Origin of the sequence: Mycobacterium zoologicum (genome assembly GCF_020181635.2) — a bacterium.
Lineage (GTDB): Bacteria > Actinomycetota > Actinomycetes > Mycobacteriales > Mycobacteriaceae > Mycobacterium > Mycobacterium zoologicum.
The window spans coordinates 57,151-72,663 of the sequence record NZ_JAYJJS010000003.1 but is presented as its reverse complement, the minus strand read 5'-3'; the positions used below and the strand labels follow the sequence as shown (position 1 = coordinate 72,663).

The following is a 15,513-nucleotide window of genomic DNA, read 5'->3' as shown; positions in this document are numbered from 1 at the left end:
GCAGCTCTCCTTGGACTCAACTAGAACTTCTTGGGCGCGAACATTCGCGCTCCGAACCTGGCGGCGATGTTGAGGATCGCGATCAGCACGATGAGCGTCAGCGCGGCGCCCCACAACCGGTCGGTGGGAACCGCACTGGTTCCCGCGCCCGCCGACGTCTGGTCATACATCATTCCCGGCAGCGATCCCATGAAGCCGTGCAACATGTCGAAGTTCATGGCCTGCGAATAGCCGACCAGGATCAGCAGTGGCGCCGTCTCCCCCATCACCCGGGCCAGCGCCAGCAGAATCCCGGTGATGATCCCCGACAGCGCGGTCGGGATCACGATGGTCACGATGGTCTTCCATTTCGGTGCGCCCAGTGCGTAACTGGCCTCCCGCAGATCCATCGGGATGATCCGCAGCATCTCCTCGGTGGCCCGCACGATCACCGGCACCATCAGCAGCACCAGCGACAACGACACCGCGAACCCGGATCGCTCGAAGCCCAAGGTGGCCACCCACAGCGCATAGATGAACAGTGCCGCCACGATCGAGGGAACGCCGGTCAGGATGTCGACCATGAACGTCGCCACCTTGCCCAGCCGGGTGCCGGCACCGTATTCGACCAGGTAGATCGCGACGAAAACCCCGAGTGGAATCGACAACGCCGCACACACCGCGCCCTGCAGCAGGGTCCCGACGATCGCGTGGTAGGCGCCACCGCCGGACGCGAAAGCCGTCATACCGGCTTGAGAGTGCGTCCACCATCGGCTGGAAGCCACTGTCGCCCAACCGAAATCGATCACCGAGTACATCACCCACACCAGCGGCACCAGCGCTGCGCCCATCGCGAGGGTGACCAGCACGGTGGCGATGTTGTCGGCCACCCGGCGGCGCAGGCCCACCGCGGCGAACGTGCGCTCCTTGAGCGGCCGGTCCAGCAGGGCGGTCATCAGTGCGCCTTCGTCGTGATGGCGGCGCGCGCCAGCGCGTTGACGATCAGGGTGAGCACGAACAGCACCAGCCCGGCGGCGATGTAGGCGCCCGCCTTGTACTGATCGTTGAACTCCGATGCGGTGGCGGCGATCTTGGTGGCGAAGGTCGAGCCTCCGTCGAACAGCGACCAGCCGAACGCCTTCTGGGTGGCCCGCAGACTGATCAGCAACGCGACCGTCTCACCGAGTGCACGCCCCAGCCCGAGCATCGCGGCACTGATGTAACCCGAACGCCCGAACGGCAGCATCACCATCTTGACCACCTCCCAGCGGGTCGCACCCAGCGCCAAGGCGGCCTCGACCTGACCCCGGGGCGTCTGCGCCAGCACCTCGCGGGTGACCGCGGTGATGATCGGCAGGATCATCACCGCCAGCACGATCCCGCCGGTGAAGATGGTTCCACCGCCGGCCACCGACGCGTTGCCGGTGGCGAACAGGAAGAATCCGCCGAGGTGGGTGTTGAGCCATTCCGCGGTGCCGCGCAGCTGCGGCGCCAGCACGTAGAGCCCCCACGCGCCGTAGATGATCGACGGCACGGCGGCCAGCAGCTCCACCAGGTACGCCAGCGGCCCGACGAACTTTCGCGGAGCGTATTCGGCGAGGAAGATGGCCACGCCCAACGCCACCGGCATGGCCAGCAGCAGGGCGAACACCGAGACGAAAACCGTCACCCGCAACAACTCGGCGATGCCGAAGTGCATGGCCGAGGTGTCGGTGGTGATCCAGCTGCCGGCGTAGGTGAAGAAGTTCTCCTTGTTGCGCTGCAGCGCGGGAACGGCACGCAGTAGCAGAAAACCGCCGACGGCGGTGATCAAGACGATGATCAGGACGCCGGAGCCCTCGGCCACCAGACGAAACACCCGGTCAGGCAGGCGACTTCCGGTCGTCGACGGAGTCACCGGCGGCTGGTCTGCCACCGATGACTCCGTCACGTTGGGAGGGGCCGACTCGGAGACGCTGGCCACCCCCCTATTGAATCGCGTCGATCGCAGCACTCAATCGCCGCTTCAGCTGATCGGGCAACCGCACGTATCCCGCGGCCGCCAACCCGTCCTGACCGGTGGTCGACGCCGTCTTGAGGAAGGACTTCACGGCCGCCGACGTGTCGGGTTCATAGCCCTTGGAGCAGACGATCTCATACGTCACCAAGACTAGCGGGTAGGCCGCGGCCTGCTTGGTCCCGTACAGCGAGCGCAGGTCCAGACGCATGTCGTTGCTGTCCTCGGCGACGAACCCGGCCGCCTGGATCGCGACACCAGCCGACTCGTCGGTCGCGGCGACCACGCCGGCGCCCGAGTCGAGCATCGCCGAGGGCAGCTCCGCCTTGTCGGCGAAGCCCTTCTCGACGTAGCCGATCGCGCCCGGGGTGCTCTGCACCGCCTGCGCCACGCCCGCCGACTTCTGCGCGCCCTCGCCGACACCGCCCTGGAACTCACTGCCGGCGCCCTTGGTCCAGGCCTGGGGCGCGGCGGCGCTGAGGTACTTCTGGAAGTTGTCGGTGGTGCCCGAGGAGTCCGACCGGTAGATCGGCGTGATCGCCAGCGCCGGCAGTTCCACGCCCGGGTTCAGGGCCACCAGCGCCGGGTCGTCCCAGCTCGTGACGGCGCCGCTGAAGATCCGGGCCAGCACGTCGCCGTTCAGCACCAGGTGCTCCACGCCGTTGAGGTGATACGCCATGCTGACCGGGCCGAACACCAACGGCAGGTGCCACGCCGGGTTGCCGCCGCAGCGCTCGGCCGCCGTGGCGACCTGGGCGTCGCTCAGCGGCGAGTCCGAGCCGGCGAAGTCGACGTGGCCGGCGATGAACTGTTCGCGTCCCGCGCCCGATCCGGTCGGGTTGTAGGACAGGTTCTTACCCGCGCACTGCTTGACCCAGGCCTGGTTGAACACCGCGATCGCGTTCTGCTGGGCGGTCGACCCCTCGGCGGTCAGCGTGTTCTTGCCGGCGCACTCCGCCGAACTCGATGCGGCCCCGGCGGCGCCCGCTGCGCTGCTACCGGTGTTGTCGTCACTGCCGCAGGCCGCCAGCCCCAGCGCGGTGACCGTGGCGGCAAACAGCGCAAGACCCGCCGTCGTGGATTTCATCGTTCCTCACTTCCTCGCAGCATGTTCGCACCTGGTTCGATTCCCCCGGAACCTAAACGGCACTCATGGATGGATTCCACCCGGCAGGTGAACGCATGGTGAACAAAATCAACCGCCGGTCACCCCTGGGCGACGGCATACGCGCAATCCACGTTGTGTACCGAAAACCCCAGCCGCTGGTAGGTGCGCAGGGCCGCCGCGTTGTCCGCCTCGACGTAGAGCAGCACGGTCGGGTTCGCGGTACCGGCGAGCCTGTCCGCCAGATACGCCAGGCCTACCTCGGTGAGCACCCGCCCCAGACCCCGGCCCTGCGCGGCCGGGTCGACGCCTACGACATACACCTCGCCCAACGGTTCGGCGCCGGGGTGGATCTTGGTCCAGTGGAATCCCAGCAACCGGGCGCCATCGCCGTCGCCGGTGTCCTCATCGAAGGCCAGGAAGAGCCCCCGTGGATCGAACCACCCCTCGGCGCGCCGTTCGGCCAGGTCGGCCGGTGTCCAGCCGCCCTGCTCGGGATGCCAGGCGAACGCCGCGTTGTTGACGCGCAGCAGTTCGGCGTCATCGGCGTCGCCGGCGTAGCTGCGGATCACCACACCGGGCAGCGGGGAGGGACTGCCGACCCCGTGCAGCGACCGGCGCATCTGCAACAGTTCGCGCACCGCGACCAGCCCCAGCGCAGCCGCGACGGACCGGGCGGCGGGTGAGTTCCCGTGCGCCCAGAATCGGGCACGACCGTCGGTTCTTCTCAGCGCGGCGCGGGCCAGCGCTGTCGCGATGCCGCGCCGCCGGGCCTGCGGGGCGACCACCATCTCCGCCATCGGCGTTGAATCATCTTCTTCGGCAGTCAGATTCAGGTAGCCGACCACAGTCTCGTCGTCGACAGCGGCGTGGACCAACAGGTGTGCGGTGCGCTGAGCGGACAGCTCTCGCAGCACCTGCTCGCCGACCGGGGCGATCCCGTCATGGTCGGTGGCCGTGGCGATCAGCCCCCGGATCCCACGCTGCTCCTCGGCGGACAGCGCAGCGCGCCACTGCACGTCGGTCACTGACTGGCCAGCGACTCGGGTGCCCCGTCCCCGGCGGCGTCGTCTCCGGCGGTGTCGTCCTCGAACGCTTCGTCGTTGTCGTCGTCGTGTTCGTTCCCGGAGGCCTGCGGCGTGCCGCGCGCCGGCCGGACGGCCTTGTAACCGACATTGCGGACCGTGCCGATCAGCGATTCGTACTCCGGCCCGAGCTTGGCCCTCAGCCGCCGGACATGCACGTCGACCGTGCGGGTGCCGCCGAAGAAGTCATACCCCCACACCTCCTGCAGCAGCTGGGCCCGGGTGAAGACCCGGCCGACGTGCTGGGTGAGGTACTTGAGCAGCTCGAATTCCTTGTAGGTCAGGTCCAGCGGGCGGCCGCGCAGCCGCGCGGTGTAGGTGCCCTCGTCGATCACCAGCTCGCCGAGGGTGGTCTTCCCCGACGCCTGCTCGGCGGTCGGCGAGTCCCTGCGCCCGGCCAGCAGCCGCAGTCGGGCGTCGGTCTCGGCGGGCCCGGTGCCCGGCAACAGGATTTCCTGAATCCCCCACTCGGCGTTGACGGCCACCAGCCCGCCCTCGGTCACCACCGCCACCACCGGGACCGATCCCGCGGTGGTACTCAGCAGCCGACACAGTCCGCGCGCGCCCACCAGATCGACACGCGCGTCGACGATCACCACCTCGGCCGCACCCGCCTCCAGCAGCGCGGAAACCTCCGGCGGCGCTGTCCGCACAGTGTGTGCCAGCAGCGACAGCGACGGCAACACAGCGTCAGGGTGCAGGTCAGCGGTCAACAGCAGTAGCTCCAACGAGGCCCTCCAGCGTCCCAGGTGACCTAACGATAGCGTGCGACCTGCCAGAATGACCGGGTGCGAAGGGTGTTTATCGGGATATCGGCGGTGATCGCGGCTCTGGCAGTCCTTGTCGGCGGAGCGGACTTCGGGACCAGCGTCTATGCCGAATACCAGCTCTCCCAGGCCGTGCGCCGCGACGCCGGCCTCGATGCGGACCCGTTCGTGGCGATCCTGGGATTCCCGTTCGCCCCCCAGCTGCGACGCGACCGCTACGACGAGGTGGAGATCAAGGCGCCCGGCGCCGCGCAGCCGCTGATCGGCAAGGCGCTGCTGGAGGCGACCATGCACTCGGTCGATCTGACCGACGCCACCTGGAAGTTTCGGCCCGGCGCGAAGATCCCGGTCGCCACTCTGGAGAGCCGGGTCATCATCGGCAATGTGTATCTGGGCCGCTACCTGGGCATCCGCGACCTGATGGTGGAGGCCCCACCGGTCGAGACCAACGACGCCACCGGCGGCACCACCGAATCCGGGATCTCCGACAGCCACGGCCTGGTGTTCACCGGAACTCCGCAGGGCTATGGCAAGCGGGTCAGCGTATCGGTGGACGTGTCGATGTCCGGTGCCGACCGCCGCACCCTGGAGATCACTCCGACCGGCGTGCTGACCGGTCCCGACACCGCTGACGAGGACGTTCCCGATGCGGAGCGGGACAAGGTGCTGACCGCGTTCCGCGGCAGCCTGCCCCAGCAGCGGCTGCCGTTCGGGCTGACACCGACCAACTGGGGCGCCCGCGGCTCGGACGTGATCATCGAGGGCATCGCCGAGGGAATGACGGTGACGCTGGCGGAGTTCCGCAGTCCATGAGCTTCGTCGCGATCGGCATCGGCCTGGCACTGGCCTGCCTGGTCGGCTGGTGCCTGAATCGCCGGGCCGGGGTGCTGCGGGAGCTGCCGGCCGGTGCGCCCGGCGCCGGTACGGGCACCGACGCCGAATACCTCGGGCTGGAGCCCGGACGGCCGACGGTGGTGCATTTCTCGGCCCCGTGGTGCGGCCCCTGCGCCGGGCTGCGCCGGGTGGTCGATCAGGTCTGCGCCGAGCTCGGCGACCTCGCCCACAAAGAGATCGACATCGACGACGACCCTGCCGCGGCACGCCGGTTCTCGGTGCTGTCACTGCCCACGACGTTGATCTTCGACGCCGACGGAGCGCAGCGGTTCCGGGCCGCCGGCGTCCCCACCGCCGCCGATCTGCGCTCTGCACTCAAGCCGCTATTGGCCTGAACCGCCCATTAGTGGGTAGGCTGGGCCTCGTGTTCGCCCGCCTTGAGCTTGTGCTCACCAAGCGCCGCGCAGTTGACCTGTGCCGCACCGCGGGCTGCTGTTGTTGTTGCTGTCGCTGAATCGCCGCTTTTTCGCGTCGTTTCGGGAGTCGTCCGTTAACGGGCATGCCTCCCACCAGCCAGCCGCAACAACAGCCAGGGAGCTCTCACCATGTCGAGCAACGACACCAATAACTCACCCGTGGACGTCCGGGGTCCCCGCTTCGCCGCCTGGGTGACCACCGCCGTCCTCATCGGCGTCCTGGTCCTCTTTGCCTTCAGCCCCGTCGCCGCGACCGTGCTGCTGGCCGGCCAGGCCGTCGTCTTCGCGGTCGGGGCACTGGTCGGCCCGCGCCGGCATCCCTACGGCGTGCTGTTCGCCAAGCTGGTGGCACCCCGATTGTCACCGGTCACCGAACGCGAGCCGGTGGAGCCGCTGCGGTTCGCCCAGTTCGTCGGCCTGATCTTCGCGGTGGTCGGGCTCGCCGGCCTGCTGGTCGCTCCGGTGGTGGGCCTGGCCGCGGCCGCGCTCGCGCTGACGGCGGCCTTCCTCAACGCCGCGTTCGGCATCTGCCTGGGCTGTCAGCTCTACCCCCTGGCCGTGCAGCTGCGCCCGACGCGCGCATGACCACCGCCTCCCCCGCAGCCCACACCGCCGAGCAACCGGAAGGATCCCCCGACATGGCTCGCTCCGACGTCCTGGTCTCGACCGCCTGGGCCGAGAGCAATCTCGACGCGCCGAACACGGTCTTCGTCGAGGTCGACGAGGACACCAGCGTCTACGACACCAACCACATCCCCGGTGCCATCCGGATCGACTGGCGCACGGATCTGCAGGACCCGGTTCGTCGCGACGTCATCGACGCCGCCGCGTTCTCCAAGCTGCTCTCCGAGCGCGGCATCGCCAATGACGACACCGTGATCCTCTACGGCGGCAACAACAACTGGTTCGCGGCGTTCGCCTACTGGTACTTCAAGCTCTACGGCCACCGCAGCGTCAAGCTGCTCGACGGCGGCCGCAAGAAGTGGGAGCTCGACGGGCGGCCACTGGTGAGCGGGCCGGTTGATCGGCCCACCACCTCCTATATCGCCGCGCCGCTGGACGAGTCGCTGCGGGCCCGCCGCGATGAGGTGGTCGCCGCGATCAACGTCAAGAACCTGGTCGATGTGCGTTCCCCCGAGGAGTTCTCCGGCAGGATCCTGGCGCCGGCGCACCTGCCCCAGGAGCAGAGCCAGCAGCCCGGTCACATTCCGAGCGCGATCAACGTGCCGTGGAGCCGGGCGGCCAACGAGGACGGCACGTTCAAGTCCGACGAGGAGTTGGCCGCGCTCTACGGCGCCGCGGGCCTGGACGGCGAGAAGGAGACCATCGCGTACTGCCGGATCGGTGAGCGTTCGTCGCACACCTGGTTCGCGCTGCGCGAGCTGCTCGGTCACCGCAACGTGAAGAACTATGACGGCAGTTGGATGGAATACGGCTCCCTGGTGGGCGCCCCGATCGAGTTGGGAAGCTGATATGTGCTCTGGACCCAAGCAAGGTCTCGCTTTGCCGGCCAATGTGGACCTGCAGAAGGAGACGGTCATCACCGGCCGGGTGGTCGACAGCTCCGGGGCGACCGTCGGCGGCGCCTTCGTGCGGCTGCTGGACGCCTCCAAGGAGTTCACCGCGGAGGTCGTCGCCTCGGCCACCGGTGACTTCCGGTTCTTCGCCGCTCCGGGATCGTGGACGGTGCGGGCACTGTCCACGGCCGGCAACGGCGACGCCGCGGTGGCGCCGTCCGGGGCAGGCCTGCACGAGGTCGACATCAAAGTCGCCTGACGGCTCAAGATAGACTGCCTCCCGTGGTTCTGTTCTTTGAGTTGATGCTGGTGGCGGCTACTGGCCTGATCACCTGGTTCGCGCTGTACACGCTGTATCGGCTGATCACCGACGAGATGTGAGCGCTCCCGACGACGGCACGCCCGACGACGACCATCCCGTCATTCCGGGCTCCGGCGACCGGGCGGTGGCCGCCGCTGCGGAGCGGGCACAGCAGACCGCAGCGCGTAATCTCCCGGCTTTCGAGTGGTCCGCCGATCTTCCGGTCGTCGACACCGCCAACCTGCGCGAAGGTGCGAACCTGCACGACGCGCTGTTGGCGTTGCTGCCGCTGGTCGGGGTGTGGCGCGGCGAAGGTGTGGGCCACGGCGCGCACGGCGACTACCGGTTCGGCCAGCAGATCGTGGTCTCCCACGACGGCGGCGACTACCTGAACTGGGAATCGCGCTCCTGGATGCTCGACGACGACGGCGGATTCACCGGGCGGTCCCTGCGAGAGACCGGATTCTGGCGATTCGTCACCGATCCCGCCGACCCCGGTCAGGCTCCCGACGAATCGCAGGCCATCGAGCTGCTGTTGGCGCATTCGGTCGGCTATGTGGAACTGTTCTACGGGCGTCCGCACGGGCCGGCGTCCTGGGAGCTGGTCACCGACGCCCTGGCACGCAGCAAGTCCGGGGCCCTGATCGGTGGCGCCAAGCGGCTCTACGGGATCGTCGACGACGGCGATCTGGCCTACGTCGAGGAGCGGGTGAACGCCGACGGCGAGCTGGCCCCGCACCTCTCAGCGCGGTTGTCGCGCTTCGTGGGCTGATTCCGTCCTCAGTGCCCGATGGCGGTGTCCACCAGCCCGGCGAACTCGGCGTCGGGCAGCTGCGGGTTTAGCCTCCGGCCGTCCAGAGTGTGTACCCGGGCGGCCAGCGTGATGCTGGAGACCAGCCAGACATCCTGCGCGGCAACCAGATCCGCCGGACGCAGCGGCGTGTACTCGCACCGGTAGCCGGCGTCGCGAGCCACTTCGAACAGGGCCTCCTGAGTGGTGCCGCGCAGGATCGGCTGCGACGACGGCGGGGTGAGCAACCGGCCCGGCTCGACCAGCACCACCGAGGACCGCGGACCCTCCAGCACGTAGCCGTCGGAGCTGATGAAGATGACGTCGTCGGCGCCGTGCTTGGCGGCGTGCCGCAGCGCCGCCATGTTCACCGCGTACGACAGGGTCTTGGCGCCGGCCAGCAGCCAGGGCATCGCCGGCCCGTGAGCAGCCAGCCCGCGATCCAGACTCAACGCCGCCACGCCCTCGCGGCGGGCCGCGGCGATGCGCTCCGGCAGCGCCGTGATCATCACGTATGCCGTTGGCGCCGAACCGCTTTCCCGGCCGCGGCTGTAGATCATCCGCAGCGCGCCCTCGCCACCCGGCGGCCAGCGCCGCACCGCCTCATCGACAGCACGCCGCCACTGCGCCAGGTCGGGGGCCGGCAGGTCCATCAGCTCGGCCGAGCGGACCAGCCGCTGCAGGTGGGCGTCACGCAGGCACGCCGCGCCGTCGCGCACCAGCAGGGTTTCGAAGACACCGTCACCGCGCAGCGCGGCCAGGTCATCGGCGTACAGCAGCGGCGAATCCGACCGGGCCGGCACGTCTTCGAGGGTGACGATCGTCACGGGGGCATCTTCGAGATGGGCTTCCGCTGGCATGGACCCTGAGCGTAGTGACTCCGTAGAGTTGATTCGTGTCCGCAGTACCTGCTCCCGATCCGGGTCCCGACGCCGGCGCGATCTGGCACTACGGTGATCCGTTCGGTGAACAGCGAAGCGCGCAAACCGAAGCCGTGCTGGTGGATCGCTCTCACCGGGTGGTGCTGACCGTGCGCGGAGCGGACCGTACGACATGGCTGCACACCCTGTGCACCCAGCACGTCGCCGAGCCGCCCGAGGGTTCCAGCACCGAGAACCTCGTCCTGGACAGCCGGGGCCGGATAACCCTGCACTGGGTTCAGACCGAACTGGACGGCACCACCTACCTCGACACCGAGTCCTGGCTGGGCGAGTCGCTGGCCGCTCACCTGCGCAAGATGGTGTTCTGGGCCGACGTCAGCATCGAGCCGGCGGATCTGGCGGTGCTCTCGCTGCTCGGCCCCGGCCTGGCCGAACCCGCGGTACTGGGGGCGCTGGGCGTGGCGTCCCTGCCCGACGATGCCGCGGCGCCGGTCGGTTCCGGTGGGTTCGTGCGCCGGGCGCCCGGCGGGCTCGGGTTGGACCTGCTGGTGCCGCGCGCCGAGATCGCGCAATGGCGCGACGCGCTGTACCGGGCCGGGGTCAAGCCGGCCGGGGTGTGGACGTACGAGGCCGAGCGGGTGGCCGCCTGCCGGCCCCGGATCGGGGTGGACACCGATGAGCGCAGCATCCCCCACGAACTGAACCTGATCGGCGGACCGGGCGCGGGCGCGGTACATCTGGACAAAGGTTGCTACAGCGGCCAGGAGACGGTGTCGCGGGTGCACAACCTGGGCAAGCCGCCGCGGATGCTGGTGTTGCTGCACCTGGACGGTTCGGCCGACCGGCCGTCGACCGGCGATCCGGTCACCGCCGGCGGCCGGCCGGTCGGCCGGCTGGGCACGGTGGTGGACCACTTCGAGCTGGGACCGATCGCGTTGGCACTGCTCAAACGCGGCCTGCCGGCCGACACCGAGCTGCTGACCGGCGCCGGTGACGAGGTCAGCGCGGTGATCGACGTCGATTCGATGCCGCCGCCGGATGTGCGGGGCGCCGGTAGAGTGGCCGTGGACCGGCTGCACGGCCGGGTTTGATCACGGTCACACGCCCGCAGACCAGGGCGACGGCCCTGCCGACGGCACGGTAAGCTGTCGGCAGGACAATACACACACTCAGATCGGAGCCGCCTGTTCGTTGGGCCGCTCCGTTATTGCGCGAGGGGGTCCCCCGATGGGCCGCGGCCGGGCTAAGGCGAAGCAGACCAAGGTTGCCCGTGAGCTGAAGTACAGCTCACCGTCGACCGATTTCAGCCAGCTCCAACGGGAGCTGGCCGGGTCTGAGATCAACGACTCCGACGGTGACGACTCGTGGAGCGACAGCGATGATTGGCGTCGCTGACCGCTAGAACCTCGGGTGCTGCCCGACTAGTTTCGCGCCGGCGCCTTCGGCAGCCTTCTTCCCCGCCTTGCCGGCCTTGCCCACCGTGCCCAACGGCCAGCAGTCCACGTGGCGCGCGGTCAGGATCGCCAGCGCCCGGTCGGTGTCCTCAGGCGCGACGACGGCGACCATGCCGACGCCCAGGTTGAAGGTCTTCTCCATCTCTTCACGGCTCACCCGGCCGCGCTGCGCGATCATCGCGAACACCGGCGCGGGTGTCCAGGTACCGCGATCCACCTCGGCGGTCAGGCCGTCCGGGATGACCCGGGCCAGGTTTCCGGCCAGCCCGCCACCGGTCACGTGGCAGAAGGTGCGCACCTTGGTCTCGGCGGCCAGCGCCAGGCAGTCCTTGGCGTAGATCCGGGTCGGCTCGAGCAGTTCCTCACCCAGGGTGCGGCCGAACTCCTCGACGTGGCCGGCCAGGTTCATCCGGTCGATGTCGAGCAGCACCGCGCGGGCCAACGAGTAGCCGTTCGAGTGCAGGCCCGATGCACCCATGGCGATCAGCACGTCGCCCGGGCGGACCCGGTCGGGCCCCAGCACATCATCGGCCTCCACGACGCCGACGCCGGTCGCGGAGATGTCGTAGTGGTCGGGCTCCATCAGCCCGGGATGCTCGGCGGTCTCCCCGCCCAGCAGCGCGCAGCCGGCCTGCACACAGCCCTCGGCGATACCCGACACGATCGCGCTGATCCGCTCCGGCACGGTGCGGCCGACGGCGATGTAGTCCTGCAGGAACAACGGTTCGGCGCCGCACACCACCAGGTCGTCGACCACCATGGCGACCAGGTCGATGCCCACGGTGTCGTGCTTGTCCATCGCCTGGGCGATCGCCAGCTTGGTGCCCACCCCGTCGGTCGACGAGGCCAGCAGCGGTTCGCGGTAGTCGTTGCGCAGGGCGAACAGTCCGGCGAACCCGCCGAGCCCGCCGCGTACCTCGGGGCGGCTGGCGCGGGCGGCCAGCGGCTTGATCAGTTCGACGGCGCGGTCACCGGCGTCGATGTCCACCCCTGCCGATGCGTAGGTAACGCCCTGGGAGCTTGAGTCTGCTGAGGTCATCGCGGTAAAGGCTACCGGTCGCCGACTGCGGGCGGTATCGCACTCGACGTAACGGGCTCAGAGCCGGTTGTGGCGTACCTGGTTGAACGGCACGCCACGGTCGGCGGCGTACTCACGGGGCAGGCCCAGGACCCGTTCGGCGATGACGTTGCGCGCCATCTCGTCGCTGCCGCCGCCCAGGCCCACGGTCTGCCGAGACAGGTACCGCCGGCCCGTCCTGAACAGGTTCGCCTCGTCATCGACCACCGCCAACGGACCGGCGACCGCCATGGCGGTGTCGACCTCCAGATAGGTCACATCGGAATGGGACAGCCGGATGATCGAGGCCGCGGCGGGCGGAAGTTCGCCGCTGCGCATGCCACGCCCGGCGTAGTCGATGAGCTGGTCGCGCACCATGCGCCGGGCCAGCACCCGGCCGATCTGGTCCTGGGTCAGCGGGTCGTCCGCGGTGCCGGCGTCCTGAGCCAGGGTGAGAAAGTCGCCGGCGGCCATCTCGGTGCGTTCGGGGCCGCGCCCGCTGGCGAACTCCGACCCCTGCCCCACGGCCCGCCGTTCGTGATAGAGCAGCCGCGACGCGACGTCCCAGCCCTTGTTGACCTCACCGACCACCGTGTCGGCCCCCAGCCGCAGCCCGTCGAAGAACTCCTCGCAGAACTCGTTGGAACCGTCGACCTGCTCGATGCGGCGCAGCGTGACGCCGGGCGCGTCGATCGGCACCAGGAACATCGTGAGCCCGTCGTGCTTAGGCACCGTCGAATCGGTGCGGACCAGCAGCAGCCCGAAGTCGGCGGCGAACGCACTGGTGCTCCAGGTCTTGGCCCCGGTGACCACCCAGTCGTCGCCGTCGCGTTCGGCGCGGGTGATCAGGCCGGCCAGGTCGGAACCGCCGCTGGGCTCCGAGAGCAGCTGCACCAGCACCTCGTCTCCGCGCAGTGCGGCATGGATGTGGCGGCGCTTCTGATCCTCACTGCCGGTGTCGAGCAGCGTGGCGCAACAGATGGTGAAGGTCGGGACGTTGAGGATCAGCGGCATCTCGTAGCCGACGGACTCGGCGTCGAAGGCCTTCTGGTAGCTCAGATCCAGGCCGAGACCGCCATATTCGCGGGGGAAGCAGATCCCGGCGAAGCCGCCGTCGTACAGCCGTCGCTGCAGTTGGCGTGCGCGTTGCCAGGCGCCGTCGTCGTCACGTCCATTGCGAGGGGGGTGCTGCGGATCCAGGCGCGGCATGTTGGCGGCCAGCCAGTCGCGTGCCGACGCGGCGAACTCGTCAACGGTGATGTCGGTCATGCGGCGGGCTCCGTGCTGTTGGCGGCCGCGTAGATGGCCTGGTGGTGCTCGGCGGGGGTGCCGAGCAGATTCCGGTACAGGGTGGCCCGGCGCAGATACAGGTGCAGGTCGTGTTCCCAGGTGACGCCGATGCCGCCGTGCAGTTGCACGCATTCCTGAATCAGCCGGCCGGCGTGCTCGCCCAGATAGGACTTGGCCGCGCCGGCCCACATGGCGGCGTCGGGCTCACCCGCGGCGACCTTGTCCACGGCGCCGGCGGTGATCGCGCGGCAGGCGTGCAGCCACATGGTCATGTCGGCGAGTCGGTGTTTGATCGCCTGGTAGGACGCCAGCGGCCGCCCGAAGCTGTACCGGTCGCGGGCCCAGGCGATGGTCATGGTCATCGTGGCGTCCAGGATCCCGACGGTTTCGGCGCACACCAGTGCGATCGCGACCTGGGTCTGACGGTCGATGAGCGCACCGGTCTGTGCCGCGGTGCCGACCACCGCGGACGCGTCGATCTCGGTGTCGACGAATTCGACGCGCGCGTACTGCTTCACCAGATCGATGCCGGGCTGCGGTGTAACCCGCACGCCGGCGCTGTCGGTGCGGACCAGGAACTGGCGTAGCGCACCGTCGTCGGTGTGCGCGCCGATCAGCACCAGGTCCGCCCGGTCTGCGGCCTCCACCCGATCTTTGATCCCGTTGAGCCGGTATCCGCCGGGGATGCTGGTTGCGGTCAGGCCCGGTTGGTGAGGGCGAAAGCCCCGACCGGGTTCGTCGCAGGCCCAGGTCGCCACCGTCTCCCCCGCAACCAGCGCCTCGATGCTGCGCGCGTGGGCGTCGCGGTTGTCGGCGTCGACGAGACCGGCCAGGACCACGCTTACCGGGTAGAGCGGCCCGGACGCGACGGTGCGTCCGATCTCGGTGGCGACGGCGGCCAGGTCACGCAGGCCGCAGCCCGAGACACTGCCTCCGCCGAGCTCTTCGGGCACCAGCAGGCCGGCCCAGCCGAGATCGGCCGCCTGCCGCCACCATGCCGGGTCGTAGGAGTCGCCCCGCGCGTGCAGGTCCCGGTAGTCGCTCAGCGCTGCGGTCTTGTCCAGGAATGCGCGCGCCGTGGCGACGAACAGCTCGCTCTCGGTGGACAGATCGGTCATGTCGTCTCCTCCGATACTCACCGGATGGGCTCGTCACCGAGCACCGTGGTGCGCAGCATCTCCCGGGGAGAGTCCGGGTCATACGGCGCGGCCCGATGCAGGACGCCGCGGTTGTCCCAGATGACGGTGTCACCCACCGACCAGTGGTGACGATAGACCCGGCCGGCCACGGTGGCGCGCGTGAGCAGTTCGTCGAGCAGGGCCCGCCCGGCGTCGAGTTCCATTCCGACGACGTAGTCGGCGGAGGCGCCCAGTACCAGTGACCGGCGGCCGTCGCGGTGCGTCCACACCAGTGGATGTTCGTGGGTGGGCCGGGCCCGCCACCGGGCCAGCTCTTCCGGTGAGGGATCCGGGGTGACCCGCCGCTGGGAGGCCTCCAGTGAGTGGACGACGCGCAGCGCGCCGTAGCGTCGCTTCTCGTCGTCGGTGAGCACGTCGTAGGCGGCGTAGGAGCTGGCGAATTCCGTCTCGCCGCCGCGCTCGGCGACCTGCACCGCCGAGAGCACGGTGGCCTTCTGCGGGTATTCGTCGCCGGTCGGCGTGCACCCGTCGATGTGCCAGTCGAAGGTGGCGCGCAGGTAGCTCGCCGACGAGTTCTTGGACCGGTCCAGCGTGACGGGGTAGATGCCGGCGACCTCGTGATGGCCGTCCGAGGAGTAGTCGACTCCGCCCAGCCGCCCGCAGAACGCAACCTGGGCGCGAGGGTCGATCCGCAGATCGTGGAAGACCAGGACGCCGTTTGATTCCAACGCCTCGAGTACCGCGGCACCCAGGCTGTCGTCAGCGGCCAGGCGCTCGGGGTCGACGCCCAGTACCTCGGCACCGACCGAGGACGTCAGCTTGTTGATGGTGAGCAGACTCAT

Annotated in this window: 19 protein-coding genes; 9 read left to right on the top strand and 10 right to left on the bottom strand. The window is 69.3% G+C overall.

All coding sequences use genetic code 11. The features are described from left to right. Positions 1 to 20: 20 nt before the first annotated feature. The 5 genes from pstA to K6T84_RS03245 form a co-directional block, all read right to left on the bottom strand. Positions 21 to 935, bottom strand: coding sequence for a phosphate ABC transporter permease PstA (gene pstA / locus K6T84_RS03265; protein WP_225400726.1), 915 nt, complete (start codon positions 933 to 935; stop codon positions 21 to 23). Then, on the bottom strand, positions 935 to 1,894 hold the full coding sequence (gene pstC, locus K6T84_RS03260) for a phosphate ABC transporter permease subunit PstC (protein WP_225400727.1): 960 nt from the start codon (positions 1,892 to 1,894) through the stop codon (positions 935 to 937). Before pstC ends, pstA begins: the two co-directional genes overlap by 1 nt. Before the next feature lie 52 nt (positions 1,895 to 1,946). After that, on the bottom strand, positions 1,947 to 3,062 hold the full coding sequence (gene pstS, locus K6T84_RS03255) for a phosphate ABC transporter substrate-binding protein PstS (protein ID WP_225400728.1): 1,116 nt from the start codon (positions 3,060 to 3,062) through the stop codon (positions 1,947 to 1,949). Positions 3,063 to 3,181: 119 nt separating this feature from the next. Continuing rightward, positions 3,182 to 4,108, bottom strand: coding sequence for a mycothiol synthase (gene mshD, locus K6T84_RS03250; RefSeq protein ID WP_225400729.1), 927 nt, complete (start codon positions 4,106 to 4,108; stop codon positions 3,182 to 3,184). Further along, positions 4,105 to 4,893: a winged helix-turn-helix transcriptional regulator gene (locus K6T84_RS03245; protein WP_225400730.1), complete on the bottom strand. Its 789-nt coding sequence runs from the start codon at positions 4,891 to 4,893 to the stop codon at positions 4,105 to 4,107. The genes mshD and K6T84_RS03245 overlap by 4 nt, the downstream gene beginning before the upstream one ends. A gap of 60 nt (positions 4,894 to 4,953) precedes the next feature. Here K6T84_RS03245 and lmeA point away from each other — a divergent pair, with 60 nt between their 5' ends. The 7 genes from lmeA (at position 4,954) to K6T84_RS03215 (ending at position 8,832) form a co-directional block, all read left to right on the top strand. Then, positions 4,954 to 5,745, top strand: coding sequence for a mannan chain length control protein LmeA (gene lmeA / locus K6T84_RS03240; protein WP_225400731.1), 792 nt, complete (start codon positions 4,954 to 4,956; stop codon positions 5,743 to 5,745). Then, a complete protein-coding gene (locus tag K6T84_RS03235; RefSeq protein WP_225400732.1) occupies positions 5,742 to 6,161 on the top strand; it encodes a thioredoxin family protein in 420 nt (139 codons plus the stop codon). Before lmeA ends, K6T84_RS03235 begins: the two co-directional genes overlap by 4 nt. Positions 6,162 to 6,172: 11 nt before the next feature. Next, positions 6,173 to 6,280: an Ms5788A family Cys-rich leader peptide gene (locus K6T84_RS23865; protein WP_408066045.1), complete on the top strand. Its 108-nt coding sequence runs from the start codon at positions 6,173 to 6,175 to the stop codon at positions 6,278 to 6,280. A 91-nt stretch (positions 6,281 to 6,371) separates the two neighbouring features. Next, a complete protein-coding gene (locus K6T84_RS03230; protein WP_225400733.1) occupies positions 6,372 to 6,827 on the top strand; it encodes a DUF4395 domain-containing protein in 456 nt (151 codons plus the stop codon). A gap of 53 nt (positions 6,828 to 6,880) precedes the next feature. Next, on the top strand, positions 6,881 to 7,714 hold the full coding sequence (locus K6T84_RS03225) for a sulfurtransferase (RefSeq protein ID WP_224862796.1): 834 nt from the start codon (positions 6,881 to 6,883) through the stop codon (positions 7,712 to 7,714). 1 nt (position 7,715) lies between these two features. Next, a complete protein-coding gene (locus K6T84_RS03220; RefSeq protein WP_224862797.1) occupies positions 7,716 to 8,018 on the top strand; it encodes a DUF1416 domain-containing protein in 303 nt (100 codons plus the stop codon). Between the two features lie 118 nt (positions 8,019 to 8,136). Beyond that, positions 8,137 to 8,832 carry a heme-binding beta-barrel domain-containing protein gene (locus K6T84_RS03215; RefSeq protein ID WP_408066044.1) on the top strand — a complete coding sequence of 232 codons (696 nt, stop codon included), beginning with the start codon at positions 8,137 to 8,139 and terminating at the stop codon, positions 8,830 to 8,832. A gap of 8 nt (positions 8,833 to 8,840) precedes the next feature. On the opposite strand, the gene K6T84_RS03210 is transcribed toward K6T84_RS03215, so the two are convergent. Further along, positions 8,841 to 9,710 (bottom strand): aminodeoxychorismate lyase, encoded by an 870-nt coding sequence (locus tag K6T84_RS03210; protein WP_329786636.1) that lies wholly within the window; start codon positions 9,708 to 9,710, stop codon positions 8,841 to 8,843. A 35-nt stretch (positions 9,711 to 9,745) separates the two neighbouring features. Here K6T84_RS03210 and ygfZ point away from each other — a divergent pair, with 35 nt between their 5' ends. Both ygfZ and K6T84_RS03200 read left to right on the top strand, forming a co-directional pair. Then, positions 9,746 to 10,822, top strand: a complete 1,077-nt coding sequence (gene ygfZ, locus K6T84_RS03205; RefSeq protein WP_225400735.1) for a CAF17-like 4Fe-4S cluster assembly/insertion protein YgfZ — start codon at positions 9,746 to 9,748, stop codon at positions 10,820 to 10,822. Between the two features lie 136 nt (positions 10,823 to 10,958). After that, positions 10,959 to 11,126, top strand: a complete 168-nt coding sequence (locus K6T84_RS03200) for a DUF3073 domain-containing protein (protein WP_225400736.1) — start codon at positions 10,959 to 10,961, stop codon at positions 11,124 to 11,126. Between the two features lie 3 nt (positions 11,127 to 11,129). On the opposite strand, the gene purM is transcribed toward K6T84_RS03200, so the two are convergent. The 4 genes from purM to K6T84_RS03180 are packed head-to-tail and all read right to left on the bottom strand — an operon-like array spanning position 11,130 to position 15,513. Continuing rightward, positions 11,130 to 12,224, bottom strand: a complete 1,095-nt coding sequence (gene purM, locus K6T84_RS03195; protein ID WP_224862801.1) for a phosphoribosylformylglycinamidine cyclo-ligase — start codon at positions 12,222 to 12,224, stop codon at positions 11,130 to 11,132. 57 nt (positions 12,225 to 12,281) lie between these two features. Beyond that, positions 12,282 to 13,511, bottom strand: coding sequence for an acyl-CoA dehydrogenase family protein (locus tag K6T84_RS03190; RefSeq protein WP_225400737.1), 1,230 nt, complete (start codon positions 13,509 to 13,511; stop codon positions 12,282 to 12,284). Continuing rightward, the gene (locus K6T84_RS03185) at positions 13,508 to 14,650 is read right to left on the bottom strand and encodes an acyl-CoA dehydrogenase family protein (RefSeq protein WP_225400738.1); all 1,143 of its coding nucleotides are present in this window, start codon (positions 14,648 to 14,650) and stop codon (positions 13,508 to 13,510) included. Before K6T84_RS03185 ends, K6T84_RS03190 begins: the two co-directional genes overlap by 4 nt. A 17-nt stretch (positions 14,651 to 14,667) precedes the next feature. Then, positions 14,668 to 15,513 (bottom strand): TauD/TfdA dioxygenase family protein, encoded by an 846-nt coding sequence (locus K6T84_RS03180; protein ID WP_225400739.1) that lies wholly within the window; start codon positions 15,511 to 15,513, stop codon positions 14,668 to 14,670.